At 60.7% G+C, this 26,326-nt stretch carries 24 protein-coding genes and 2 pseudogenes; 17 read left to right on the plus strand and 9 right to left on the minus strand.

Annotated elements, in window-relative coordinates; genetic code table 11:
* The first annotated feature begins 1,127 nt into the window (after positions 1-1,127).
* The 9 genes and pseudogenes from NKJ46_RS27460 to NKJ46_RS27500 form a co-directional block, all read left to right on the plus strand.
* The gene (locus NKJ46_RS27460) at positions 1,128-2,099 is read left to right on the plus strand and encodes an AraC family transcriptional regulator (protein ID WP_352669125.1); all 972 of its coding nucleotides are present in this window, start codon (positions 1,128-1,130) and stop codon (positions 2,097-2,099) included.
* A gap of 116 nt (positions 2,100-2,215) precedes the next feature.
* Positions 2,216-2,959, plus strand: a complete 744-nt coding sequence (locus tag NKJ46_RS27465; protein ID WP_352669127.1) for a nitroreductase family protein — start codon at positions 2,216-2,218, stop codon at positions 2,957-2,959.
* A 34-nt stretch (positions 2,960-2,993) separates the two neighbouring features.
* A complete protein-coding gene (locus NKJ46_RS27470; protein ID WP_352669129.1) occupies positions 2,994-3,539 on the plus strand; it encodes a carboxymuconolactone decarboxylase family protein in 546 nt (181 codons plus the stop codon).
* Between the two features lie 44 nt (positions 3,540-3,583).
* The gene (locus NKJ46_RS27475; RefSeq protein ID WP_352669131.1) at positions 3,584-4,015 is read left to right on the plus strand and encodes an NAD(P)H-dependent oxidoreductase; all 432 of its coding nucleotides are present in this window, start codon (positions 3,584-3,586) and stop codon (positions 4,013-4,015) included.
* Complete coding sequence (locus NKJ46_RS27480) at positions 3,927-4,187, plus strand: NAD(P)H dehydrogenase (protein ID WP_352669134.1); 261 nt, start codon at positions 3,927-3,929, stop codon at positions 4,185-4,187. The genes NKJ46_RS27475 and NKJ46_RS27480 overlap by 89 nt, the downstream gene beginning before the upstream one ends.
* Positions 4,188-5,042: 855 nt before the next feature.
* Entirely contained in the window at positions 5,043-5,531 is a 489-nt protein-coding gene (locus NKJ46_RS27485; RefSeq protein ID WP_352669136.1) for a DUF3788 domain-containing protein, read from the plus strand.
* Positions 5,532-5,762: 231 nt separating this feature from the next.
* Positions 5,763-6,698 (plus strand): VPGUxxT family thioredoxin-like (seleno)protein, type 2, encoded by a 936-nt coding sequence (locus NKJ46_RS27490; RefSeq protein ID WP_352669138.1) that lies wholly within the window; start codon positions 5,763-5,765, stop codon positions 6,696-6,698.
* A 2-nt stretch (positions 6,699-6,700) separates the two neighbouring features.
* Complete coding sequence (locus NKJ46_RS27495) at positions 6,701-7,513, plus strand: transglutaminase family protein (RefSeq protein WP_352669139.1); 813 nt, start codon at positions 6,701-6,703, stop codon at positions 7,511-7,513.
* Positions 7,514-7,870: 357 nt separating this feature from the next.
* A pseudogene (locus NKJ46_RS27500) lies at positions 7,871-8,158 on the plus strand (DUF6088 family protein); the annotation flags it as partial.
* A gap of 547 nt (positions 8,159-8,705) precedes the next feature.
* Here NKJ46_RS27500 and NKJ46_RS27505 read toward each other — a convergent pair.
* Both NKJ46_RS27505 and NKJ46_RS27510 read right to left on the minus strand, forming a co-directional pair.
* Positions 8,706-9,047 carry a hypothetical protein gene (locus NKJ46_RS27505; protein ID WP_352669141.1) on the minus strand — a complete coding sequence of 114 codons (342 nt, stop codon included), beginning with the start codon at positions 9,045-9,047 and terminating at the stop codon, positions 8,706-8,708.
* Between the two features lie 251 nt (positions 9,048-9,298).
* A pseudogene (locus tag NKJ46_RS27510) lies at positions 9,299-9,546 on the minus strand (PLP-dependent aminotransferase family protein); the annotation flags it as partial.
* Positions 9,547-10,028: 482 nt separating this feature from the next.
* Here NKJ46_RS27510 and wrbA point away from each other — a divergent pair.
* From wrbA to NKJ46_RS27535, 5 genes are all read left to right on the plus strand, one after another.
* On the plus strand, positions 10,029-10,628 hold the full coding sequence (wrbA, locus tag NKJ46_RS27515; RefSeq protein ID WP_352669144.1) for an NAD(P)H:quinone oxidoreductase: 600 nt from the start codon (positions 10,029-10,031) through the stop codon (positions 10,626-10,628).
* A gap of 6 nt (positions 10,629-10,634) precedes the next feature.
* Positions 10,635-11,201 carry a DUF1003 domain-containing protein gene (locus NKJ46_RS27520; RefSeq protein ID WP_352669146.1) on the plus strand — a complete coding sequence of 189 codons (567 nt, stop codon included), beginning with the start codon at positions 10,635-10,637 and terminating at the stop codon, positions 11,199-11,201.
* A gap of 115 nt (positions 11,202-11,316) precedes the next feature.
* Entirely contained in the window at positions 11,317-11,922 is a 606-nt protein-coding gene (locus NKJ46_RS27525) for a sulfite oxidase-like oxidoreductase (protein ID WP_352669148.1), read from the plus strand.
* Positions 11,915-12,661 (plus strand): ferredoxin reductase, encoded by a 747-nt coding sequence (locus NKJ46_RS27530; protein WP_352669150.1) that lies wholly within the window; start codon positions 11,915-11,917, stop codon positions 12,659-12,661. Before NKJ46_RS27525 ends, NKJ46_RS27530 begins: the two co-directional genes overlap by 8 nt.
* Before the next feature lie 118 nt (positions 12,662-12,779).
* The gene (locus tag NKJ46_RS27535; RefSeq protein ID WP_352669222.1) at positions 12,780-13,151 is read left to right on the plus strand and encodes a hypothetical protein; all 372 of its coding nucleotides are present in this window, start codon (positions 12,780-12,782) and stop codon (positions 13,149-13,151) included.
* A 73-nt stretch (positions 13,152-13,224) separates the two neighbouring features.
* On the opposite strand, the gene NKJ46_RS27540 is transcribed toward NKJ46_RS27535, so the two are convergent.
* The 4 genes from NKJ46_RS27540 to NKJ46_RS27555 form a co-directional block, all read right to left on the minus strand.
* Positions 13,225-14,745 (minus strand): protein adenylyltransferase SelO, encoded by a 1,521-nt coding sequence (locus NKJ46_RS27540; RefSeq protein WP_352669153.1) that lies wholly within the window; start codon positions 14,743-14,745, stop codon positions 13,225-13,227.
* A gap of 49 nt (positions 14,746-14,794) precedes the next feature.
* Positions 14,795-15,091, minus strand: coding sequence for a hypothetical protein (locus NKJ46_RS27545; RefSeq protein WP_352648199.1), 297 nt, complete (start codon positions 15,089-15,091; stop codon positions 14,795-14,797).
* Between the two features lie 54 nt (positions 15,092-15,145).
* Entirely contained in the window at positions 15,146-16,633 is a 1,488-nt protein-coding gene (gene gorA, locus NKJ46_RS27550) for a glutathione-disulfide reductase (RefSeq protein WP_502903461.1), read from the minus strand.
* Between the two features lie 330 nt (positions 16,634-16,963).
* On the minus strand, positions 16,964-17,479 hold the full coding sequence (locus NKJ46_RS27555) for a Dps family protein (protein WP_352669157.1): 516 nt from the start codon (positions 17,477-17,479) through the stop codon (positions 16,964-16,966).
* A 542-nt stretch (positions 17,480-18,021) separates the two neighbouring features.
* On the opposite strand from NKJ46_RS27555, the gene gnd reads away from it, so the two are divergent.
* Both gnd and leuS read left to right on the plus strand, forming a co-directional pair.
* Positions 18,022-19,044, plus strand: a complete 1,023-nt coding sequence (gnd, locus tag NKJ46_RS27560) for a phosphogluconate dehydrogenase (NAD(+)-dependent, decarboxylating) (RefSeq protein ID WP_352669159.1) — start codon at positions 18,022-18,024, stop codon at positions 19,042-19,044.
* A gap of 168 nt (positions 19,045-19,212) precedes the next feature.
* Positions 19,213-21,843, plus strand: coding sequence for a leucine--tRNA ligase (leuS, locus tag NKJ46_RS27565; protein ID WP_352669162.1), 2,631 nt, complete (start codon positions 19,213-19,215; stop codon positions 21,841-21,843).
* An 88-nt stretch (positions 21,844-21,931) separates the two neighbouring features.
* Here the strand turns inward: leuS and ileS are convergent, their stop codons facing one another.
* Together ileS and NKJ46_RS27575 are read right to left on the minus strand one after the other, a co-directional pair.
* Complete coding sequence (gene ileS / locus NKJ46_RS27570) at positions 21,932-24,901, minus strand: isoleucine--tRNA ligase (protein WP_352669164.1); 2,970 nt, start codon at positions 24,899-24,901, stop codon at positions 21,932-21,934.
* A 268-nt stretch (positions 24,902-25,169) separates the two neighbouring features.
* On the minus strand, positions 25,170-25,544 hold the full coding sequence (locus NKJ46_RS27575; RefSeq protein WP_352669166.1) for a Na+/H+ antiporter NhaA: 375 nt from the start codon (positions 25,542-25,544) through the stop codon (positions 25,170-25,172).
* On the opposite strand from NKJ46_RS27575, the gene NKJ46_RS27580 reads away from it, so the two are divergent.
* The gene (locus tag NKJ46_RS27580) at positions 25,479-26,018 is read left to right on the plus strand and encodes a hypothetical protein (protein WP_352669226.1); all 540 of its coding nucleotides are present in this window, start codon (positions 25,479-25,481) and stop codon (positions 26,016-26,018) included. The two genes, NKJ46_RS27575 and NKJ46_RS27580, sit on opposite strands and share 66 nt — an antisense overlap.
* An 18-nt stretch (positions 26,019-26,036) precedes the next feature.
* On the opposite strand, the gene NKJ46_RS27585 is transcribed toward NKJ46_RS27580, so the two are convergent.
* On the minus strand, positions 26,037-26,300 hold the full coding sequence (locus tag NKJ46_RS27585) for a thioredoxin domain-containing protein (protein ID WP_352669168.1): 264 nt from the start codon (positions 26,298-26,300) through the stop codon (positions 26,037-26,039).
* Positions 26,301-26,326: the final 26 nt, after the last annotated feature.

The following is a 26,326-nucleotide window of genomic DNA, read 5'->3' on the forward strand; positions in this document are numbered from 1 at the left end:
GGCCATCGTGATCTCCATCGAATCTCGCAAATCCGACAGAATCACAACCTGCTGAAATCACTCAACTCTTTTTGGAACGGACACTTAGAGAGGGTATCGTGTGCATGCGGCTTTTCCAATGGCGTTCGCTTGGATCTGTAGCAAGCGCAGCGGCCTAAGCATGGCTGACCCGAGATTTGCAAGGAGCAGCGATCCACATCGGCCGCGAGCCGTGCGCAGGCGTCCGCGAGGATGTCGGCGGAGCGTCGGTAGGGGTGCGCGTAGGCCAGCCATTGAGCCACGAAAGGGAATTCGTTCCGGATGCCGACCCCGTTAATTTGGCAGAAGGCGAAACGGACAAGCGCGATCTTCGCGAGCGCCTCTTCCGATCCCGTGGTCTGAGACCCCTGGCATGTGCGGAAGCTCCTTGTAGGGGAACCGGGAGATCTCTGGATCGGCCATACACCCCAAGACTACGGAGTGGATGGTCCGCAGCGGGAAGGCGAGGAGCCGTAGCGCTTCATCCCGGCCGTTCCCGCAGCCTGGTCTTGTCACGACGATTGCTTTCAGCTTCCACCTCTCGGGCCGTGGGATGTCGTCATTTTTGGGAATTTCTTTACAGGTGAACGAAAATAGAACGGCGAAAACCGATGGTCCAATGACCTTCGGCTATGGAATCGATGCCACCCCCCGACGCGAAAAAATTTTCAATCAATGAGGTTTGATTTTAACTGGCACCACTCTCGCAGGCGCGCGGTGTTTGAGACTTGCCGATGAGGATGATATGGCCTCACGAGGCGAAAACATTCACGACAACCGGGCTTACGCCCTGGGTTTTCAGAAATGCTCCGCCTTTTTGACGTTCGCCTCGTGCCGACAATAGTATGACCGGCCGACCGAAGGAGGGGAACCAGCGAACGGTCAATGACACCGGTTGCCCCGGCCAGAAATATCCTCGCAGTCACACCATTGCCCTCGTTTGAAACGCAATGTGCGTAATCTCGCCCGCGATGGGTTGCAAGAATTGCGATGCCGGCCGTCCGGCTTTGCAGCACTCTAGTGCCCGATCCCCTGCCGTCAGCAATCGGTCAGCAGCTTGGTGAACCAATGTGCGATTACGATAAGATACTACAGCGTTTCGAGGTCCCATGCCTGAAGTCGACTGGTTAAGCCATCTCCTCCAAATCATAACCGTTACCGGTCAGCTCGAGGTCCGCTGCGTCTACGGTGCACCGTGGCGCGTTGCCTGGAGCCAGGCTGCGGCGAACGAAATTCCCTACCACGTCATAGTCAAGGGACGAGCCATTCTCGAGGATCCGGAGACGAGAACAGCGCGAGAGCTGCTGAGTGGAGATATCGTTCTGCTGCCACACGGTGCAGCGCATGTGCTGCACGACGGTAGCGGGCAAACACCAATCCGTACCCACGAAAGCCGGGCCTCTGCCGGATGGATGCTGAGCGAGAACGATGGCCAGGGCGAGCAACTCGATCTGTTGTGTGGGCGATTTTTCATTGCCCCACCTCATGATCGGCTGATCCGTAATTACATGCCGGCCAATCTCGTGGCGCGAGCTATGGACGGTCATGGAGAAGAGGGCATCGGGTCCGCCACCAACCAACTGGCCAGCCTGGTGGGGCTGATGCGAACGGAGTCCGCCCGCGACCGAGCGGGGGGACGCGCAATTCTCAACGCTCTTTCTTCGGCACTGTTCACGCTGGTGCTGCGAGCGGCGAGCGAAGCCGAGAAAGCCCCCGAAGGCTTGTTGGCGCTGGCCGGCCATCCGCGGCTGGCTCCGGCAATCGCCGCGATGTTCGCCGATCCTGCGCGGTCTTGGAAACTGCCTGATCTGGCGGACTTGTGCGGCATGTCACGCGCGACCTTCATGCGGCACTTTCAAGACAGGCTAGGCTGCTCCGCCCTCGACCTGTTGACCGATCTCCGGATGAGTCTGGCTGCCAACGAGTTGAAGAAGCCGGCGATCAGCACCGAGACCGTGGCCGAGACGGTCGGGTATCAATCGGTTTCCGCATTCCGGCGTGTGTTCGCTGAAAGGATGGGGATGACCCCGGGGGAATGGCGCCGGCTGTCGCACAAGGGCGAGTATCCAGCCCCTGCCTAGTACCCATGTCGCGCAGGTTGATCCTTTCACGCATCTTTTTGAGCAAATTCAGTCTCGAAATTTGCACTGTCGGCCGTAAATTGGGCTCCGTAATCAACTGATGAGGGAGCCACCCAATGAACTACATCGCCACAGCCGCCGCCGAGCCCGCAACCGGCGCCATCGCGGAAATCTACGCACGGGCCGAAAAGAGCGGAAGCACTACCGCGCCTCAACCCTCCCCTTCAACCGCGCGACCAACCCCGACGAACGCCGTCATCGAAACTATCCTGAGCCGTAGCGCCGCCAAGTATTACGACGCTACCGCCACCCTGAGCGACGACCAGATCCGCGACCTGGTGCGCATCGGCACCGCCGCGCCGACCTCCTTCCACCTGCAGAACTGGCGCTTCATCGCCGTACGCTCGCCTGAAGCCAAGGCCCGACTACGCCCGATCGCCTGGGACCAGCCTGCGATTACCGACGCCGCCGTTACCTTCATCATCATCGGCCAGTTGGCCGATGCCAGCACCGTCCCCGAGCGCCTGGCGTCGGTGGTGGAAGCCGGCATCATGCCGGCACACCTGGTGCCGGAATGGGAAATCCCCGCTCGCGGACTGTATGACGATCAACCGCAGCGCCAGCGCGATGAGGCTGTGCGCTCCGCGACCTTCGGCACCGCGGCGATCATCTACGCGGCCCGCTCGCTTGGCCTGGGTTCCACGCCGATGATCGGTTTCGACGCAGAGGCCGTGCACAGCGAGTTCGGCCTGCGTGAAGACGAAGTCCCAGTCATGCTGCTGACCGTAGGACCGGAGCGAGCTGGTAACTGGCCGCAGAAGCCGCGCATGCCGGTGGCCGATGTGCTGGACTTCGCATAATCCTCAACCAAACCAATAACTTATGGAGACTACGATGCCAAGAACTACTGCTCTGAGACCGGAACACGTGCCGGCTGAATCGAAACCGACTCTCGATGCGTTCACCAAGAACATCGGGTTCACCCCCAACATGATGGCGGCCTTCGCGCAGAGCCCTATCGCGTTTAACTCGTGGGCCGCCCTGCTCGGCTCTCTGAGCAAAGCGCTCGACGTGAGGACACGCGACAGTATCGGCCTCGCCGTTTCCGAAGTGAATGGTTGCAACTATTGCCTGACGGTTCACAGCTTCACGGCCGAACATATGGCCAAGCTATCAGCTGATGACATCATTCTCGCCCGGAAGGGCCACGCCAGCGACCCGAAACGGGACGCCGCTGTCCAGTTTGCGCGTAAAGTCATCGAGACCCGGGGGCACGTCAGTGACGCCGATCTGAAAGCTGTCCGCGAGGTTGGCTACACCGATGCGAACATCATCGAGATCGTCGCATTGGTGGCCATGTACTCCCTGACGAATTTCTTCAACAACGTGTTCGATCACGACAAGGACTTCCCCGCCGTCGCGCCGGCCGGCTCAATCTGAGCTCTGTCCGTTCGCAACTTCTTGAAGCCATTGGGATCGATCACATGAAAATTCTCCATGTTGACTGCAGTCCGCGTCAAGAATCGCATAGCCGCGAGCTTTCGGCGGCGATCGTCAAAAAGCTTCTCGAGGTTGCGCCGGATGCGAGCATCAGCCGGCGTGATTTGGGGGCCGAACCCTTGCCGCACACCGTGGCTGAATACGCTGCTGCGTTATCGATGCCAGCCACGTTAGCGGCTCCGCCGGAGGGCGTCCTCGATCTTTCCGAAGCACTTATCCGGGAAATCGAGGGTCCGGTGATTGTTATCGGAACTCCGATGTACAACTTCAGCATTTCCCTCGACTCTCAAGGCGTGGATGGATCAAATCCTGCGTGTTGGTGCCACGATGAAGTCGACGCCGGTCGCGAAGGTGGGAATGCTGCGGGATCGTCCGATATTCGTCGGTGTCACTTCCGGTGGCGTCTTTACCGGTGACCGAGCCAACCAGCCCGATTTTCTAATGCCTTATCTGTCGTTGGCATTTAGCTCCATTGGGCTGAAGGCCCTGCAATTCCTGCCCATTCAGGCCGCAGCGTTCCTCGACAGGGACCAGACCGCATTAGCGAGAGACAGGGCCCTTGAGGAGATTGATCGGACGGTCATATAGGAGAGCTTCGAGGCGCCTATGGCTACCCGGCAGTGCCCTCAAGCGCCGCGTGATGCACAAACAACAGCCGGGCGATTTCCTCAACGGGCTTTTTCTCCGGATCGATGGGACGACCTGCGTGCGCGAGCTGGTCGGCCAACACGGCCAACAGCCTGCCGCGTCAAGCCTAGGGCGCTGCTAGCCAGATCCTCGTGGGGCGTCGAGACGCGAGCATATCCGCTAACCTTCACTCAAGCGACCAAGCCTGCCGGCCAGGTTTTTTCGAGGCGTAAGAACGGCCTGGATTTGCTCAGGCGGGTTCACGCTGCTCGACACATCGGCGTGGGTAGTTCCCACGCCGCGAGAAAACTGGCGGTCACGGAGAGAAGACCTTCAGCGCCTCTTATAACGTTCGGCTATCGACTCCATGGCCAAAGGTGATTTTTCTTTGCGCTGTCACAGCTCCAAGCTTCGATCCGTCATCGCCCGTTTTCGTGCCCGACCCACATCGTGCACCGTTGAACGATCGCCGGATAAAAAGGTCGAACATGCAGATCAAAGAGGCTCCCAATTGTCCTTCACCGGCTGGCGCGAGAGCCTTGTGCCGGAGGACGTCATGGTATTCGCAGACAGCTCCGGCGTCGAAGTTGGAGAACCGCGCCGATTCGGCCGGACGGTTCAGAATGGTCGGCGGTGTCGTCGCTGGCATCGTCACGTCCAAGTGGACGAGATTCGCCGCGCAACCGATTTTCGGCCGCGAAGATCGCGCTGTTCTGGGAGCGCCGCGTCAGGAGCTTTCTGAGCCCAGCGCAAGTCGTTGGCTCATCCGCACCATAAACCTCCGGCCCCGCCGGACCATGAACACGAGGTCGTTTGATGATTTTACCTACAAGAGCAACAGCGGCTGATGGCGGGACGCTTCCCCAGATCGGCGACAGGATCACCGACAAATCAACACCGCCCGATGACAGCGCCGTCCGCGACTGGATCGGACCGGAGGCGTTCGAGCATTGGGCCGAGCTGCGGAACTGGATCGAGGAATTCTACCCCGGTGTTTTCGCGCCGGACTGGCTCTATGGTGGCAAGAACCGCGGTTGGTCCCTGCGCTACAAGAAAACCAGGGCGTTCTGCACCTTGGTGCCCGAATACCGGCTCTTTTCGACCGTGGTGGTCATGGGAGGAGCAGAACGAGAGAAGTTTGAGGAGCGGCGTTATGTCTGGCGCCCGCAATTGGTCAAGCTCTACGATGAAGCCAAAACATACATCGACGGGAAATGGCTGACAGTTGCCATCTCATCGGCAGATGACCTGCATGATGTAACGGAACTGTTGATTATGAAGCGCCCGCCACCGTCGCGCGGTTGAGTTGTTACGGAAATCCTAGGATCGCCGCGAATACAACGCAGTGGTCCCCGGGGAATCCTCTCATCGTCGTCGTAGGCGGTCTAGTCGGCATCACGGGGCAACTCGACATTAGGTTCGCCGAGGAAGGCCGTCGGGCCCCATGACCTCAGGTGAGATGGGGTCTACTCGATCAGCGATGCAGTTAGCTGCCATCGTTGTTGTATTGCAAACTGGCTTCACCATATTATTGCCATGCAACAAAATGGAATTTCCTATCGCGAGCATCGTGAGCTCGGCGAAGTCGCGTGGCTGCGCGATCACGATCGCGGCTTGGCGCTGGCTGCCGAACAGGGCAAACCTGTTCTGCTGTTGTTCCAGGAAGTGCCCGGGTGTTCGACTTGCGTAGGCTTTGGGCAGGATGTCCTGACGCATCCGTTGATGGTGGAGCTGATCGCCGAGCGGTTCGTACCGGTGGCGATCTTCAACAACCATTCCGGTGCAGACGCCGAGATCCTGCGCCGCTACGACGAGCCACCCTGGAACAACCCCGTGGTGCGGTTTCTCGGGCCTGATGGAGCCGAGCTCCTACCCAAGCTGGCCGATCGCAACGATGGGCTGGGATTGCACGAACAGATCACTGCCGTTCTCGAAATGCTCGGCGATGATGTCCCCGGCTATTTCCGCTTATTGGGGCGCGACCTGCTGATCGAATATGGCCTCAGCAAATGCGTCACCTACACAACTCCGTGCTTCTGGTCGGGCGAAACGAGCCTCGCGCAGCATCCAGCGGTAATCACGACCGACGCCGGTTGGGTCCATGGCGAGGAAGTGGTGCAGGTGCATTTCGATCCGCACGAGGTCTCGCGCCCTGATTTGGATGCTTATGCCCGCGCGGAAGGGTTCAATCCGACCGAAAGCGGCGGGTTCGAGTTTGACCGTGAGCCGCAGTTCTACCTGCGCAAGTCGCCGGCCCGTCATCTGCCTTTAACCCCCGCCCAGCGTACGCGGATCAACCTGGCCGTGCCCTATCGCGGTTGGCTCGCGGGCCTGCTCAGCCCACAGCAATCCGCATGGCTTGTCGATCCGAAGTTGCAGCGGTCGAGCGGGGATGAAACCTATCGCCACGACATTCGCCAGAGCTGGCCGGCACTGATGGCACAGCTTGGTCTTATCGGGAAGGAGAAGTGATCATGGATGTCGCCACCATCGGCCTCATCGAGGATGAGGATATCCTGCTCGACCTGGCATCGCTGTCGCTGAGCCATCTGGATCACGAGAGTACGGATATCGCGCCCTATCTCGAACGGCTGGAAGAGATCGAGGACCGGGTGTGCGATGAAGGGCGGACCGCGGTTCTTTCGAGAGAACGCGCCGCCGTGCTTTCGCGCGTGCTGCATGGGGAGTTCAGGTTTGTCGGCGATACCGAAACTTATGATGCGCCGGTCAACGGCGATTTTAGCTGTGTGCTCGACCGTAAGCGCGGCCTGCCGATTGCGCTGTCAATCCTCTATGTCGCAATGGCCCGCCGGGCTGGATGGAGTGCCTATGTGCTCAATCTGCCGGGCCATGTGCTGGTCCAGATCGGCGAAAACAGCCCCGTGGTGATCGATCCCTTCGCAGGCGGCTGCCTGGTGTCAGAAGGGAAGATAAGGGCAATCTGCCGGGCTTACCTTGGCGAAGAAGGCGACGCTTCCGCACTCAACGTCGTGCGGATGAGCAATCGTGACGTGCTGGCACGTTTATTGAACAACCAGGCTGTTCGCGCGGAGAATGACAACGACCCTCATCGAGCCCTTGCGGTGTATCAGCGGATTACCCAGATCGCGCCGGGAGTGCTTGATGCCTGGCAAAAGCTTGCGCGTCTGCAGTTGGCGTTCAACGATGTTGCGGGGGCCAGGGCAAGCCTGTTCGCCATGTCGGAAGTCTCGCCCGATAAGAAAACGCGCGATCGGATCATGGATGCATTTGAAGCGCTTGGTTCAGCCAGACCGGTCTCACTATAGAGCTCATCGCCTTTCGGATCGCCTCCTCGTGGAAATGGCACCGGCCGGCGGCATTGTATCCTACCGTCCGCCTGTGATCCGGATGGTGCATAAGACGAGGCGGTTCGTCCGGGGTCCGCGCGCGGCAGGAGATCTGCGATGCTTCATGTCACCGGATTTCGCCGGACACGCTCGCCGATTACCAGAGCCGGGGCATGAACGACCGAGTGGCTGACCACGCAGGATAGGCGGCACATTCATAATCCCACCGAAGGTCAACCAGACCAGCCCTGGCCAGCGGCTTTTTCGATGCTGGGCGCCAAGGGAAATCATTCAATCGGGAGAATATGTCGTGGATTCAGTGATCAGTTTCTAGGATCGCCGCTTCTGACCAACGGACCCTCGCGCCGGATCGTGCTGGGCAAACGCGTGGTCGATCTGCGTCACGCGTCGCCCAAGCACCTGATCGCACCGGGTAGTCCAGCCTGCACCGTTGTCCAGGCCCTTCGCCACGTGGGTGCGGGGCGTGCTGCCGACGTTGCCCAGGTCGCCGCACGCCGGCTGTCGGCCAATGACAAGAAGGTGCTCGCCTCCAGTGCCATCCAGGCTCCGGCCTGGATGCGCCCCACGCTGATCTCGATCGGCAGCACAGCCTCGAGCTCGGTTGCTTCTGGCAACGGTGGCAAAGCACAAGACGATTTTCTTTCGCTCGGTCTGGGCCAGCTACCATAGCGCGGGCCCCGGTAGCGATCGCGTCGCTGCGTGGGTTTCGTCCCTTATCGCTACGCGGTCGGGCCCGTTCTTTCCGAGGCGAGGGAGAGGAGCGCAATGCGCCCGAAGCCTGTCCTGATCGGGATCGTGAATCCGACTTGATGCCGAACTCGGCCGCCTCCCCCGCGATCCTCCGACCGGGTGCCACATCGTTGTCACGACACGCTTTACCCATTCGCCTATGTCCGCGTCCGACTGAACGTGGGTGCCGGGTTCCAACTCGTCCTCGAATACCGGCGCCAGCGAGGCCTGAGACATGACGCATAGCCGCGAAGGCACACGCAACAAGATATCTGAAGCGCCCCTCGTCAACCCATGCACCTCGATGGCACGCTCGTTGTCGAGCGCGAAACTGCGCCCGCACCTTCACATCGCCCTCGATACAATGGTAAATCATAGCGAAGGCGTGACCGCCTTGGGTAGCTGACGCTAGACCGGGAGTTCAGGCGAGTCCCGGCGTGTATCGACCGTCGAACGTTGTCCCTCGATTTGCGTCGGCGAATCTGATCCCGACGGCGTCGCCGTCAGGACCCGCGATCCATGAAACATCGTAGGTAGCGTAATACGACGGCGGCCAGAACGACTGGAACCGCCCGTCATCGTCTACTTTCCATTCTCCAGACGACTGAGCCCCGTTGTCGGTGTACACGGTGCGCCCGTCGGGAGTGAACACCTGCGTCGCGCCGTCGGCGTAGGTAAAGGGTGCTCGCGTCAGTGCGGCGGCGATGCCGGCCGGGTCGATACGGTCGCCGTCGCTGACAGCGGGTGATTCTGTAGGGGACATCTCCTCCTCCTTTCGAATGGGTGTCTGTCAGGCGCTCGTCCGCCGACCCCAGGATGCCAAGCACAGGTGGCTCGACGGAATTGGCCAGGCGAGATTGTCACTCTTGCAGGATCGGTCCCCGTATTCAATTTAGTGGCAGGTATCGTTTTCATAGCGACTGGGAATTGGCCGACGACAGAAGGGGAATTCGGTCGAAAGGTGAACCCGCACGACCGGCACCCCGTCGAGCCAGCTTAATGAACGGCACGACGCGCGAGGCATGCCGCGACTTCCGCAAAGCGGGTCGCTAGCGCGGGAGGTGCGACGAGGAGACCAAGACGCAGAGTTGGACTGATGGTTTTGCTGAAAGATCCGATGTGAATGACACATCCGCTCCGATCCAGGGAGGCGAGTGCCGGAGCGGCGCGACCATTGAGCTGCAATTCGCTCAGGTAGTCGTCTTCGATTACCCAGCTTCATTCCTTGCCGCCCAATCCAGAAGTCGCAATCGTTGCGTCATCTCTCACCGACATTCTCAGCAAGGACGGGCGAGTTGCATCCGTTCGTGTGAAAAGCCAGTTGACCGTGACAATCAACGAGGGCGCGATTGCCGAGGCTGGGATGGGTTTGTCGCCACGGCGTTCAATAGCGCGAGAGCTGAGTTGGAAAGCGGCGCCCTGGTTCGCGTTCTGTCCGACTGGGACTTCGGCTCGATGGAAGTCAACGCATTGTTCCTCATCGGGAAGACCATCAAGCCAGCGGCACGCGCGTCCACGGACTTCCTGATTGAGAAGCTTCGAGGTGACCTTCTTCGGCATTCCTACCGCTTATCGATACGATAGCTTTACCCGAACGTTCACCGGATTTACGTTCCAAAACTACCGGCTGGGCTCGGTACGGCGCTGATTTATCCAAATGTGTCAGACGCTTACGCCGTTTTGCGACCGATCTGCGCACGAAATCAGCTGTGTGGAACAATATTCGAACGATAGGAGTTCAATCGTGGCCAAGGTACTCGTCCTTTATTACTCTTCTCACGGGCACGTCGAGACGCTGGCGCATGAGATTGCGGCTGGGGCGACTGCTGCAGGCGCGAGCGTCGACGTCAAACGCGTCCCCGAACTCGCGCCTGAGGAAGTAGCCAAGGCTTCCGGATACAAACTCGATCAGATCGCGCCCGTGGCTAAGATCGAGGATCTGCCGAACTACGACGCTATCGTCGTGGGCACGGGTACTCGCTTTGGGCGCATCTCGTCCCAGATGGCAAGCTTCCTTGATCAAGCCGGCGGCTTGTGGGCGAGCGGTGCCCTGCATGGGAAAGTGGGCGGCGCTTTCTCTTCATCTGCGACGCAGCACGGCGGCCAGGAACTGACACTGTTGGCGATCATCACCAACCTGTTCCACATGGGGATGACGGTCGTAGGGCTCGACTACGGTTTTGCAGGCCAAAGCAAAGTCGACGAGATCACGGGCGGCGCTCCGTATGGCGCGACGACCATTGCTGGTCCGGACGGCAAGCGCGAGGTCAGCGAAAGCGAGCTTGCCGGAGCGCGTTATCAGGGTCGGAGGATCGCCGAGGTTGCAGCCAAGCTCCACGGCTAGAGTCCCATGGAAGTCGCGAACCCTGAAATCGACGACATGGAGCCGACCGAGCGTGAGTTGCTCGCTGAGTTGCGACGGCTCCGTCGCTCATTGCGTCTTAATCCGAACGATATGCCTGATCCAATGGAGGCACTTTCAGTCGGTCAACGCGTGGCAGACTCGGTCGCAAGCGTCATGGGCTCCTGGAAATTTATCATTTTCCAGAGCGTCATCCTCGTGGGATGGGTTTCGATCAACCTTGTCGCTGTGGCAAAAAGCTGGGACCCCTATCCGTTCATTTTGCTGAACCTGATGCTCTCATTTCAAGCCGCCTACGCGGCGCCGATCATTGTGATGAGCCAGAACAGGCAACAAGATATCGACCGGATGGCGGCGGAGAATGACTACAAGATCAACATCAAGGCGGAGCTTGAGATCGAGCTGCTGCACGAGAAGATAGATGAGCTTCGACAGCAAGAGGTGCTGCGACTGTCCGAGGCCGTTAAATCTCTCACTGATCTGCTTCTAGTATCCAGGGAACCGCCCCGCTCGGATTTTGCCGGAGCCGTCGAACCACTGGATGGTGCCTCATAACCCGCCATCCAAACAGTGCCGCAATCTACCTTGTCCGTCAGTTGCCTTGCCACAAGTCTCAGACACGAAGACAGACAAATCCGCTGATCCACATCACGCTACAAAGGAGTCCGACATGGTCACCAGAGGCTTTTTCGGCCGAAATTCAGGAGGTGTGAAGGCCGATCGAATTCCACCAGGCCAGCACCTCGTCGAACACTGGCCTGTCCTCACAGCGGGACCAACGCCGCGCATCGAGACAGCCGACTGGAAGTTCACGCTCAAGATCGGGCCGAGGCCCGTCAAGGTTTGGAACTGGAGCGAATTCAACGCACTCCCCAAGACCAAGATGACAAGAGATATTCACTGCGTCACGACGTGGTCGAAACTTAATACGGCTTGGGAAGGCGTGATCATCGACGACATTCTTGCCGATGCGAGGGTGGAACGTCCCACTGATTTCATGCTCGCGCATTGCTACGATGGCTACTCAACGAACGTTCCCCTTGCAGATCTGGCGTCTGGAAAGGCCATGGTCGCTCTAAACTACGAAGGGCAGCCGCTGCCGCGCGACCATGGTGGCCCGGCCCGGCTCCTCGTCCCGCACCTTTATTTCTGGAAGTCCGCCAAGTGGATAAACGGACTTCAATTTACAGAGCGCGACGAGCTGGGTTTCTGGGAATTGCGCGGATACCACAAATATGGCGACCCGTGGCGTGAGCAGCGGTATACCAATGACTGAGCGAAGCGCACGGTCGGCGGTTTGGCAGACATGCACGATTACCGAGATCGTTGAGCAGACGCCCAGTATCAAGAGCTACTTCCTGCGGCTGAGCAAGCCATTTACATATATGGCGGGTCAACACGCCGATGTGCGACTGACTGCTCCGGACGGCTACGTCGCAATGCGTAGCTATTCGATCGCATCGGCACCGAGTGCCTCGCATATGATCGAGCTTGCGATCGAACGCCTCCCGGATGGTGAAGTCTCGCCGTTCTTCCATGATATTGCAGCCGTGGGCGACGAGATCGAACTCCGCGGGCCGATCGGCGGCCATTTTCTGTGGCCGGAACGCCCAACCGCACCGATTCTGTTGATTGGGGCCGGCTCCGGCATCGTTCCGCTGATGGCCATGCTCCGACACCGCCGCGATCTGGCTCAGACTGTGCCGACTGCGCTGCTTCTGTCATCGCGGACAGAGCGTGACGTGTTGTTCGGCGATGAGCTACTGTCATTGGAGACGGCCGACCCCAACTTCGAGTTGGCACTGGCGATTACTCGTGAGAGCCCAAAGAGCACCACTGATTTTGGCCGGCGCATCGACAGCGCCATGGTCGCTGAGGTTATTGGCCGGCTTCCGCGTATTCCGGAGCACGTTTTTGTCTGCGGATCAAACCCCTTCGTCAATATCGCGGCCGATGGCGCGCTAATGGCGGGAATGGACGCCTCGACTATCAAGACCGAACGATATGGCGGTTGATGGTACCCACGCGCATTCACCACACAGAAAGCAAACAATGTGACGCCAGAGGACAACGCACTGGATCGCCAGCGAAGCCGGCCTCGCGCGGCTGCCGGCGAACACGCCGTATCTCCGCCTGGTCGATTACGATAGCGGTCGATCTCCATACAGGGGGCTGCTGATGGCGCCGTCTTATGCCATTCCTCGTCTGCTCGCGCGGCATGGCCTGGGCTTTGAAGACGTTGATTCTCCGGGAGATCCACGAAGCCTTCGCGGCCCAGGTGCTGGCGAATGTCGCTGCGATGCGAATTTCGGCACCTTCCCCTGGGATCGGGTCAATCCGGATGACGGCTCGGTCGCGATCGGCCATCCCTTCGGCGCAACGGGGGCGCGGGACCTGAGTCAGGCAGTGAAGGAGCTTTGGTCGCGACCGGTGGGCTCGCGGGCAGTCATCAGCGTCTGCGCCGATGGTGGCCAAGGGGCCGTGGCGCTGCTCGAACCTGTTTAATAAACTGTGCCCCATACCCCGCTCGGCCATAACGAGGAGCTCAGCGATGCCGCGCTGATGGCCGTTTAACGCTCTACGTCCCGCAAAAAGTCTGCAAAACCCGCTCGTCCTCCCGCGGCGGCAAGGCGTAGTCTGACCGCTCAGGCTGCTCGTCGAACGGCCTGACGACCACGTCCAGCAATTCTTCGAACGGCCGGAAGTCGGCGCCCTCGACCGCCGCCTTGATCACCGCTTCGATGCGGTGGTTGCGCGGGATGTATCTTGGATTGGTCGACAGCATGACCTGCCGGCGCTCGGCGGGAAACGCCGACTCTTCGGCTAATCGCAGCCGCCAGCGCGTTGCCCAGTCGTCGAATTCCTTCGGATCCGCAAAGAGGCGGCGAACGCCGCTGTCGCCGGGCGGCCCCTCGATTTCTCTGGCCAGCCCCCGGAAGGTCAGCGAGAAATCGGCCCGGTTGCGCGCCATAATTCTCAGTAGATCGCCGATGAGCTGCAGGTCGCTTTCCTGCTCCGCGAGCAAACCGAGCTTGCGCCGCCAGCCGCGGTGGAATGTCTCGTCATGGGTGGCCTGGAACCTCTTGAGGGCCTCCTCAGCGAACCGCATTGCCTCGTCCTGATCCTCATGAATGATCGGCAACAGGGTTTCCGCGAAGCGCGCAAGATTCCAGACGGCGATGCCTGGCTGGTTGGCATAGGCGTAGCGGCCCTGCCGGTCGATCGAGCTGAACACCTTTGCCGGGTCGTACTCGTCCATGAACGCGCACGGGCCGTAGTCGATCGTCTCGCCTGAGATCGTCATGTTGTCCGTGTTCATGACGCCGTGGATGAAGCCGACCAGCATCCAGCGTGCGACCAGATCGGCCTGGACGGCAATCACCTGCTCGAGAAGAGCGAGATACGGCTGGTCGCATTTGGCGAGGTCGGGGAAATGGCGGCCGATGACGTGGTCGGCCAGCAGCCTGATTGCCTCCAGGTCTTCGCGGGCGGCGAAATACTGAAATGTGCCGATGCGGATGTGGCTGGCGGCGACGCGCGTCAGCACCGCGCCCGGCAGCGGCGTCTCGCGATAGACCGTCTCGCCGGTCAGAACGGCGGCGAGTGTGTGCGTGGTCGGGATCCCCAGCGCCGCCATGGCCTCGCTGACGACATATTCGCGCAGAACCGGCCCGACGGCGGCGCGCCCATCGCCGCCGCGCGAGAACAGCGTCCGCCCAGATCCCTTGAGCTGCAGGTCGCGCCGCTTGCCTAATGTGTCTATGATTTCGCCGACCAGCAACGCCCGGCCATCACCGAGCTGCGGTACGAAATTGCCGAACTGATGTCCGGCATAGGCCAGCGCGACCGGCTCTGCACCCGCCGGGAAACTGTTTCCGGCCAGCATGGCGATTCCGTCGGAGCTCTCCAGCCAATCGGCGCTGAGCCCAAGTTGCGCTGCCAGCGGACGGTTGATTCGGATCAACTTCGGCGCCGACACGGTATTGGCTCCGGGCCGCGTGAAGAACCGGTCGGGCAGGTGTGTGTAGCTATTGTCGAAGACCGGCGCGGCGACGTCCGCCTGCCTTCCCGACTGTCTCGCTGCCGTCGATTCCGCCATGGAAAACCTACTCTCCGAATGAGCTGCTGTGTCTTGAAAGTGACAGCGGCTACTGGTCTTGATCGTCTTTCCCTAACTCACCCGAATCCCGTCGGAACCCTAATACGAAGTCTCTGACCTTATCCGCGGACATCTCGCATGGCTTGAGGGATGCGTCATCCGTTCCCAGGCGGTAGAGGTTGAAACTGATGATGTCGGTTCCAGCCAATTCTCGCGCAAACAGACTGTTGCGTCGTCCGTCACCGGATCGGCGAAGGGTCACACCATATCGCCGATCCTCGTAGATCCCTTCGCTGTAACCCTCGGGGAACACGGCTAGCGCGCCCTCGAACTCAGCGCTCTCCATCCAACACTCCCTTTCTACATAGTGGCGAGCCCTTCTTAGCACGGAACGACGGCGTCAATGGGCGACACTTGTGACGAGTGGCATCGAAGCCTCGCGCCCATCGTATCGAACCGTCGGCGTGAGCATTCCCACGATCTCCTCGCCGATCGTCGGGTGCACGGCCATGACAGATGCGAAGCGCTTCATCGTGGCTCCGCTGCCGATGGCGATGGCCAGCACCTGGATCATCTCGCCGGCTTCCTCGGCGAAGATGTGTATCCCGAGGATCCTCTCCGACTCGCCGTCAACGACGACCTTCAACAGCGAGGTTTCGCAGGCCGTCACCGCCGCAGTCAAAGGGCGGAAACGGACTTTGTAGATATCGACAGCGGGGTATTGCGCCCTGGCCTCCAGCTCGGTCAGCCCAACCGTTCCAATTTCCGGGCTGGAAAAGACCGCAGTCGGGATATTGGAGTAGTCGACCTGCCAGGCCTTGTTGCCGAAAGCGCTGTCGGCGAAGGCATGTCCCTCACGGATCGCGACCGGCGTGAGATTGAACTGGTTGGTCACGTCGCCCACTGCATAGATGTTCGGGATGTTCGTGCGCGAGTTCGCGTCCACCGCGATGGCGCCGTCCCTCCCAGTCTTGACGCCAGCGCGCTCGAGTCCAAGCGCCGTCGTGTTCGGAGCGCGGCCGAAGGCGAGCAGCACTTGGTCGGCCATCAGCCGCCCACCCTGCTCGGTCGTGACGTCGATTCGTGCGGCTTTGTCGCCTTCCGCCTTCCGCTCAAGGCGGACGATGCTGTCACTGAGCATCAGCTTAATCCCGCGGTTCGTGTAGGATGCGGCGACCGCCTGGCGGGCGTCCTCGTCAAAGCCGCGGAGCACATTGCTTCCACGGCAAACGACTGTGATGTCGCTCCCCAGCGCGGCGAACAGGCCTGCAAACTCCATGGCAATGTACCCGGCGCCGCCGACGACGAGCTTTCTCGGGAAGGTCTTCAAGTCGAAGATCTCGTTCGACGTAATGCCGTGCTCAATCCCCTCAAAGGCAGCCAATTCGGGTCGTGCGCCAGTCGCGATCAGGATCGTGCGCGCACGCACCCGTCGCCCATCACCGAGAAGATGCACCGTATGGGCGTCCTCAAGTATGGCGCTGGACCTCACGACCTCGACGCCAGCAGTCTCTTGCCCAGCGCTGTACAGCTCTTCGAGACGCGCGATTTCATGGTCCTTCGCCGCAACCAGGGAAGGCCAGTCGAAACGCGGGACCGACAGACGCCAGCCGAATGCCGCAGCCTCGTCGAACTTGTCGCTGAAACGCCCCGCGTAGACGAACAGCTTCTTCGGCACGCAACCGCGAATGACGCATGTCCCTCCGAGCCGGTACTCTTCGGCGAGCATGACTTTGGCGCCATGTTTCGATGCCACGCGCGCCGCGCGGACCCCTCCCGATCCGCCCCCGATGACGAAAAAGTCGACGTCAAACTCAGGTTGATGCGGAACCACAGAAGCCCTGGCCGCCGTGGCTGAATGGGTTGACGTCGGCTGCACCAAATCCATGTCGTTCAAGTCAATATCCAATTCATTCCGCGTGGCCTGGCATGATCCAGGCCATCGTGTTGTCGGGGCGCAGCGTCCATCGCGCGCCCGTTGAATCCGGATTTCACCCTGAAATCGAACGGTCTCGATTCCTAGCGCGAGCCCTGAAACCTCGGACTCGCGGCGTCGTGTTTTGGACTTTCGGGGCAGATTGCTCGTCGGAGGTCACACGGCTGGCGCGTTCACACGCGGAAATTCGCTATGAGGCGGCGACTACGCAGCCGGCACGCCCGCTCGGCGCCATCGCCGTCCGCTTGTTCTACGTGCTTGATCCCGGTCGTGCGCTGAGGATCAAGCTCTCCTGGTCGACTCGAACAGGAACCATATACGGCGCTCTGCCTCGTCGATCCAATTTTCGATCAGGCTGGCGGTCGCGACGTCGCCATGCTCGTCGCAGACATTGTGGGTTTCCCACAGGCACTGGGCGAGCACCAGATTGTCTTCCTTGAGTTCGGCCAGCATGTCTCCGGGCGAGACGAAATCCGCATCATTGTCCTCGATGTGCTGCAGCCTGGCGATATGGCCGATCGAGCGGATCGTCGTTCCACCGATCTTGCGGGCTCTTTCCGCAACGTCGTCCGTCATCGCCAAGATCTGGGCTGCCTGCTCGTCGAGGAGGAGGTGATAATCCCGGAAATGCGGGCCTGAGATGTGCCAGTGGAAATTCTTGGTCTTGACATAAAGCGCGAACACGTCTGCCAAAAGCGCTGTGAGTGCGGCGGCGATATCCTTCGTGGCGTTCGAGCCGAGATTGCTCGGCGTGTTCAATGGTCCCTTGCGTCGACTTTTTGCGTCTTCCATACTCATTCTGACCTCTCCTTCAGGTTTGATGCACTCATATCGTTCGCCGAAGGATGGTAGTGCCCGCAAGAACGATGGCCGCATCTGGCAATGAGATAACGGCGTTTACCCCACCACCAGGAAGCGTGACGACTCCGATCTCGTTCTTGCTTTTGCATATCGACAATCCTCACTTTTCAATCTGACATCATGTTCCGCGTGTCGGTCGCGGCACCGACATTTCGGTACGACGATGCGTTGGAAACTGACGTTGAAACGCCGGCAAGGGAAATCACCTCTCGCCATTAAGTCGATAGACAATCGTTATTGCGTTTGGCCGCGCGGCGTGATGCCGTCGCGTGCGCAGTCTTCTTTGATTTACGAAAGGCTGTGACGGGCGCAGCACTATTTCCTGCTGCCATGGAAACTATGCATACCGGCTATTGGAAAATTTCGTCCCGCGCTGCTTTCAATGGGTATTGCAAATCGAGCATCGGCGGCACTCTTGACAAAGGATGGTCGGAGCTCAGTGCGATGTTGCGCGACACTATCACGTAGAGACCCGTCGGATGCAGATTGGATTGATCGGATTGGGCCGCATGGGCGGCAACATCGCTCGCAGGCTCATTGCCCGTGGTCGGCACGACGTCGTTGTGTACGCAAGAAATGGCAACGCGGTCGAAGGCCTCCGTCGAGAAGGGGCAACGGCGGGCTCGTCGCTGAAGGACCTGGTCGGCCAACTTGCCCCGCCACGGACGATCTGGCTCATGTTGCCGGCAGGTCCGGTCACCGAGGATTACGTATCCGAGCTCGGCGATCTCCTTAGTAGCGGTGACACGATCATCGATGGCGGCAACACGTTTTGGCAGGACGATATCCGTCGCGCCGCAGAACTGCGCAAGAAGAGCATTCACTACATCGATGTCGGAACCAGCGGCGGTGTATGGGGGCTTGAGCGCGGCTACTGCATGATGATCGGCGGCGAAAAGGCCATCATCGACCGCCTGGACCCGATCTTCGCGACGCTAGCGCCCGGCATCGGCCAGATTCCGCAGACTGAAGGCCGTGATGGTCGCGACCCCCGAGTCGAGCAAGGCTACCTTCATGCCGGGCCAAGCGGCGCCGGCCATTTCGTGAAGATGGTCCACAATGGCATCGAGTATGGCCTGATGCAGGCTTACGCGGAAGGGTTCGATATCCTGAAGAATGCGAATATGAACGCGCTGCCCGAACGACATCGGTTCGATCTCAACATCCCGGACATCGCCGAAGTGTGGAGGCGTGGAAGCGTCATCAGCTCGTGGCTGCTCGATCTGACCGCATCGGCACTTGCCAAGAGCGAAGCGCTGGAAAGCTATTCCGGATTCGTCGATGATTCTGGCGAAGGCCGCTGGACCGTCAACGCGGCGATCGACGAGGCCGTCTCGGCGGATGTGATCACGGCTGCACTCTACGCACGGTTTCGCTCGCGCAAGGATCATACCTTCGCGGAGAAAGTTCTTTCCGCGATGCGACATGGCTTTGGCGGTCATACCGAGCCTCCGTCGCCGGAACCCGTAGGGCAGTCAAAAAATCATCCCACGAGTTCGTGACATGAGTGCGGATGCGTTTGCGGAACCCAAGATTCCGTCTCCTGCTGTTTGCTTTGTTCGGAGCAACGAGGGATCTCGCGCAAGAAGTTTTGCATGGCTGGCGCAATGGGCAAGCCAACGCCGGCCCGCCGTCGCGTTTTTCTTGCCTCTAGCGAGTGAAAATCGGACATGACAATCGAACGCTACAACCCCCGTACATCCGAGCCCAAATGGCAGACGGCCTGGGACGAGGCGAAGCTCTTCGAGACGAGGAACGACGCACCGGGCGAGAAGTACTACGTGCTCGAGATGTTCCCGTATCCGTCGGGCCGCATCCACATGGGCCATGTCCGCAACTATGCGATGGGCGACGTGGTCGCGCGCTACAAGCGCGCCAAGGGCTTCAACGTGCTGCATCCGATGGGCTGGGACGCCTTTGGTCTTCCTGCCGAGAACGCCGCGCGCGACAACCGCGTCAATCCGCGCGACTGGACCTATGCCAACATCGAGACGATGAAGGGTCAGTTGAAGACAATGGGCCTGTCGCTCGACTGGGCGCGCGAGTTCGCGACCTGCGACCCCTCCTACTACCGCCACCAGCAGAAGATGTTCCTGGACTTCTGGAAGGCCGGATTGGTCGAGCGGCGCAAGGCCAAGGTTAACTGGGATCCGGTCGACATGACCGTGCTGGCGAACGAGCAGGTGATCGACGGCCGCGGCTGGCGCTCGGGCGCGCCGGTCGAGCAGCGCGACCTGACCCAGTGGTTCTTCAAGATCACCTCGATGGCGCAGGAGCTGCTCGATGGGCTGGAGACGCTGCCGCGCTGGCCGGACAAGGTCAAGCTGATGCAGTCGAACTGGATCGGCCGTTCCGAGGGCCTGCAGATTCGGTGGAAGCTGGACCCGGCTTCCGCGCCTGATGGGGAGAGCGAGCTGGAGGTCTACACCACCCGGCCCGACACGATCTTCGGCGCGTCGTTCATGGCGATCGCCGCCGATCATCCGCTAGCGAAAAAGGTGGCGGAAAAGAACCCGCAACTGGCGACCTTCATCAATGAGATCAAGCGATCCGGCACGTCGGCGGCGGAAATCGAGACCGCCGAGAAGAAGGGCTTCGACACCGGCATCCGCGTGGTGCATCCCTTCGACCAGAACTGGACGCTGCCGGTCTATGTCGCCAACTTCGTGTTGATGGACTACGGCACCGGCGCGATCTTCGGCTGCCCGTCCGGCGATCAGCGCGACCTCGACTTCGCCAACAAATATGGCCTGCCGGTGGTGCCGGTGGTGATGCCGGAAGACGCCGACGGGGCGACGTTCCAGATCACCGAGGAAGCCTTCACCGACGACGGCGTGATGATCAATTCGCGTTTCCTCGATGGCATGACGACGGCGGAAGCGTTCAACGAAGTAGCCCAGCGCCTTTCCGGCGTGACCATCGGCGGCAGGCCGCGGGCGAGCCGGAAGGTGCAGTTCCGCCTGCGCGACTGGCTGATCTCGCGCCAGCGCTACTGGGGGTGCCCGATCCCGGTGGTCCACTGCGTCAATTGCGGGGCGGTGGCGGTCACCGCCGACCAGTTGCCGGTGCGGCTGCCCGATGACGTGTCGTTCGACAGGCCGGGCAACCCGCTCGACCACCACCCGACGTGGAAGCACGTCGCCTGCCCGAACTGCGGGAAGGATGCGCGGCGCGATACCGACACGATGGACACGTTCGTGGACTCCTCGTGGTATTTCGCGCGCTTCACCGATCCGTGGAACGAGGCACAGCCCACCGACCTTGCCTATGTCGACGGCCCGAAGGGCTGGCTGCCGGTCAACCAGTATATCGGCGGCATCGAGCATGCGATCCTGCATCTGCTCTATTCGCGCTTCTTCGCGCGGGCGATGAAGGTCACCGGGCACCTGAACAGCGTCGAGGAACCCTTCCAGGGCCTGTTCACCCAAGGCCTTGTCGTCCACGAGACCTACAGGCTGGGCAACGGTGCCTGGGTCACGCCGGCGGAAGTCAAGGTCGAGGAGGCCAACGACAGGCGACGCGCCAACATGATCAACTCCGGCGAGGAAGTCACGATCGGCCCGATCGAGAAAATGTCGAAATCGAAGAAGAATGTCGTCGATCCCGACGACATCATCGCAAGCTACGGCGCCGACACAGCGCGCTGGTTCATGCTGTCGGATTCGCCGCCCGAGCGCGACGTCATCTGGACCGGGGCCGGCGTGGACGGGGCGCACCGCTTCGTCCAGCGGGTGTGGCGGCTCGTCTCGGAGATCGCGCCGGCGATGGCGGGCGTTCGGCCAGCCCCTGCGCGCGTCGGCGATGCGGCTACGGTCTCGAAAGCGACGCACAAGGCGGTGAAGGCAGTCGGTGAGGATATCGAGCGACTGGGCTTCAACAAGGCGATCGCGCGCCTCTACGAGCTGGTCAACGTCCTGTCACCTCAGGTGGCGGGTGCATCCAGTGCCGATGCCGCCCTCAGGGCGGCGCTGCGCGAGGCGGTTGAAGCGCTGGTGCGGATGATCGCGCCGATGGTGCCGCACCTGGCCGAGGAGTGCTGGGCGGCGCTGGGCGGTGATGGTCTGGTAGCGAATCTGCCCTGGCCGGACTTCGATCCGGCGCTCGTCGTCGACGACGAAATCGTGGTGCCCGTGCAGATCAACGGCAAGAAGTGCGGAGATGTGACAATTGCCCGCGATGCGGACCAAGTCGTCGTCGAAGAAGCGGCGCTAGCGCTCGATTTCGTCCGCAAGGCACTCAACGGTGCCCCGCCTCGTAGGGTGATCATCGTGCCGCGCCGTATCGTGAACGTCGTTCCCTAAACGGATGATAACGTCAGACACTGTTCGATGACTGGAATGCCAGTGCTCAATCCATTCAAGCTACGCGAGCGAATTGCAAGGGGCTGATTTACAGCCGCCCGAGTTCCCTTAGTTCCCGCAAGGCTGCCGCATCGCGCGCGGTGACATCCGGAAATTCTAGATCGGACCCGACATCGTCGGTATAGCGCCAAGAGCGGGCACATCTTTTCCCCTTCGCTCTGTCGGAGACGACGGCGACACCCTTGACGTCCTCCAGCGAGAAAGCGCCGGACGGCGCTACCTCGGCTCGGATGTCGATGCCGCTGGTGATGCAGATCTCGGCCATATTGACGCCTTCGATCGCAGCCCCCAGGACGGGGTCGGCAACATATACCACTGGAGCTGCCTCCAGCGACGACCCGATCCTCTTTTCCTTGCGCTCAATTTCCAACGCACCGGTGACGACGCGGCGAACCTGCCGGATTTTACGCCACTTCCGCGACAATGCGTCGTTCCGCCATTCTTCTGGCAGTTCTGGAAACTGCTCGAGGTGCACTGAGACCGCATCCCGCTTGCGGTCGAGCCAGGCTTCTTCCATGGTGAAGGGCAGCATTGGGGCGAGCCACTTCACCGCGCAGTCGAACAGGGTGCGCACGACCTCGATTGCCGCCTTGCGACGGGTGCTGGATGGCGCGTCGCAGTAGAGCGCGTCCTTGCGGATGTCGAAGTAGAATGCCGACAGCTCCACCACCATGAAATCGAGCAGAGCGCGGCTGATGTGGTTGAAGTCGAAGGCGTCGTAGCCCTTACGCACCAGCTCGGCGAGCTCGGCTAGGCGATGCAGCATCAGGCGCTCCAGCTCCGGCATCTGGGCAAGCGGTACATCCTCGCCCTCGTCATGCGCGAGCGTGCCCAGCATCCAGCGGATGGTGTTCCTGAGCTTGCGATAAGCGTCGATATTGGTCTGGATGACGTTCCTGCCCAGCCGCTGTTCCTCCCGATAGTCGGTGGTCATCACCCACAGCCGCAGGATATCGGCGCCGGACTGCTTCATCACACCCTGCGGCGCGATCGTGTTACCAAGCGACTTCGACATCTTGCGGCCCTCCTCATCCACGGTGAAGCCGTGGGTGATGACAGAGTCGTAGGGTGCGCGTCCACGCGTGCCACAGCTTTCGAGCAGTGATGAGTGAAACCAGCCGCGATGCTGATCGGAGCCTTCCAGATAGACATCGGCCGGCCATTTCAAATCCTGCCGATCTTCCAGTGCGTATGTGTGGGTAGAGCCGGAATCGAACCAGACGTCGAGGATGTCCATGACCTGCTCCCACTCGGCCGGATCGTGGACTTTGGCAAGGAAGCGCTCTTTGGCGCCGTCGGCGAACCATGCGTCCGCGCCCTCGGCCTCGAATGCCTCAAGAATGCGGGCGTTGACGGTCTCGTCCTTCAGCACCTCGCCGTTCGCGTCGGCAAAGACGCAGATCGGCACACCCCAGGCGCGCTGGCGCGACAGCACCCAGTCGGGCCGGTCCTCGATCATCGCACGCAGACGCGCCTGGCCGGCAGCCGGCACGAAGCGGGTGGCATCGATGGCCTTGAGCGCGCGGCTGCGCAGCGTGGTGCCGTCGCCGAGCTCCTTGTCCATGTAGACGAACCATTGCGGTGTGTTGCGGAGAATCACCGGCTTCTTCGAGCGCCACGAATGCGGATACTGATGCTTCAGCCGCCCGCGGGCAAACAGCATGTTCGCCCCGATGAGCGCCTCGATGACGGTCTCGTTGGCGTCGCCCTTTTTGCCATTGTCGTCTATGACGCGCGCGGCACCACCCTCACGATCCGGGCCGAAGCCCGGCGCATCGTTGGTGAAGAAGCCGGCATCGTCGAGGGTGAACGGGATGTCGGTGTCGATGCCACGCGCGGCAAGCTCCTTGGCCGCGTCCATCCACGCGTCAAAGTCCTCGCGGCCATGGCTCGGCGCGGTGTGCACGAAACCCGTGCCGGCCTCGTCGGTGACGTGATCGCCGGGCAGCATGGGGACGACGAAATCATAGCCGCCGCCAAGCCCCTTGAGGGGATGGACGAGCGTCATCGATGCAAGCTCTTCGGCCTTCACCTCGCGCAAGCGTTTGTATTGCAGCTTGGTCTTGGCGAACGATTCCTCGGCCAGTGCATCCGCTAAGATCAGCTTTTCGCCACGCTGCGGGCCAAATTCGTTTTCTGTAGCCGTGACCTCGTAGAGACCATAGGAGATGCGCGGTGAATAGGAGACGGCGCGGTTGCCGGGAATGGTCCAGGGCGTCGTGGTCCAGATGACGACAAAGGCCTTCGCGAACTCGCTCTTGCTCTGATCATGTTCGGCGCGCGTGGTCTCGGGCTCGAGGTGGGTGACCATGTTGCCGAGATCTACTGGAAACTTCACCCAAACCGTATCGCTCTCGTAGTCATGATACTCGACTTCGGCCTCGGCCAGTGCCGTACGCTCGACCACGCTCCACATCACCGGCTTGGAACCGCGATAGAGCTGGCCGGACATGGCGAACTTCAGAAGTTCGCCGGCGATCCGCGCCTCGGCATGGAAGGCCATGGTCGCATAGGGATTGTCGAAGTCGCCCTCGACGCCGAGGCGCTTGAACTCCACCGTCTGCACGTCGATCCAGTGCTGGGCGAATTCGCGGCACTGCTTGCGAAACTCGACGACTGGCACCTCGTCCTTGTTCTTGCCTTTGGCGCGATACTGCTCCTCGATCTTCCACTCGATCGGCAGGCCGTGGCAATCCCAGCCGGGCACATAGTTGGAGTCGTAGCCGCGCATCTGGAACGAGCGGGTGATGACGTCCTTTAGGATCTTGTTCAGCGCATGGCCGATATGGATGTTGCCATTGGCGTAGGGCGGCCCGTCATGCAGCACGTATTTTTCACGGCCGGCCGCGCTCTCGCGCAGCCTGCGGTAGAGGTCCATGTCCTGCCAGCGCTTGACCAGCAGCGGCTCCTTCTCGGGCAAGCCGGCGCGCATCGGAAAATCCGTCTGCGGCAGATAAAGCGTTTTGGAATAGTCGATCTTCTCAGCGGCCTTGGTCATTGCTTCGCCACGACAGGTGAAACCTTGCTTGATTGCAATTTGAGTTGGCGCCTCTCAATGACGTTCTGTTTCGTCCAGCGAGTCGGGCGTGTGGAGCCGCGGGGGATTCCTCAAGCTCTTTCGGCCAACTCAAGCAGTCCGCCAACTCGCGCATGCAGCTTTTGTTGTCTTGTCGTCTTGCAGGATAGCTTCAGTGATACGCACCGCGAATCCACAATCTGTCGCCGTTCGTCCAGAGGCGGAACTCGCCCCAGGAGCCCGAGCATGTTTATGCTTCGCTCGGCGATTTTGCGTTCCAGAGGATGATCGTGCCGATAGTTCCGGCGCACACCGAGGCCACGAGGATAGCGATCTTGGCGGCCGCAAATTCACTGGTGGATGGAAAAGCCTGACCAGCGATGAAGAGCGACATGGTGAAGCCGATGCGCGCGAGCGCCCCGGCACCCGCGAGTTGGCGCCAACTATAGGCTCCTGGTTTCTCGGCTATACCGGTTCGTACCGCGATCATGGAAGCGCCGATGAGGCCGAGCGGTTTGCCCAACACCAGCCCTGTCATGATCGCCAGTACAAGGGGACCGTGGCCATCAAGACCGTCTGCGGAAAGGACGACGCCCGCATTCGCCAACGCAAAGATTGGGAGCACAAAAAAGCTGGATCGTGCCCCGGGAGCGAGCTCCCAGTGACAGAATTCCGCGAAGGCATCGCCAACGGGTGGTTCGAGAACACGAGTGCCAGCACGGTCGCAATGAATCCAAGGACACCCGCAGACGGACCCCAGCTTGCAAAATCGAGTGCGGTTGCCCTGACACGATGGCCGAGCCTACCGAGCATCGCATCGCCGAGCGTGACATCGTCCCATGGCCCGTCGTACCTCCGCCGTCGGCGTGAAAACCACGCCATTGGCGTTGGCTGGGCGTTCATCCTCATCAACACGCGCCCGCGCTCGCTCGGAGATTTCCGGAGATTCGAGATCGAGTTCGGCCTTGACCGCGAGGAGATCGTCTTCAGTCAATTCCGACGAACGCGTCATCAGTTCCAGCTGAACTTTCCAGAATTGTTCCGGCGTGGCGTACTCCGCGATTTCCGCCGCGCGGCGTGCGAGGTCGTTGTTCGCTAGTGGACGATGCCGAAACACCTACCGTATGCGGTCGCCGAACCGATCACACAGTGAGGCGATGGTCTCGTTCGCCACTCGGCAATGGGGACACGCGTAACTCCCGTATTCGACCAGCGTAATTGGGGCATCGGAAGCGCCAAGGATATGGTCGCGTGTCTCGTCTACAGGTGGGTCAAGACGGCGGGATAAGCAAGAAGAGAAATCTCCGTTTCCTGGTCGTACTGACGGGCAAGCAGGATTGTGAGCAAAGACATGACCCACCGCACCTACCGTACGAGCCACACCGACCGTCGCCAGCCCATCGTTTG

The sequence above is a fragment of the Mesorhizobium sp. M0166 genome, assembly GCF_040322255.1.
Taxonomy (GTDB): Bacteria; Pseudomonadota; Alphaproteobacteria; order Rhizobiales; family Rhizobiaceae; genus Mesorhizobium.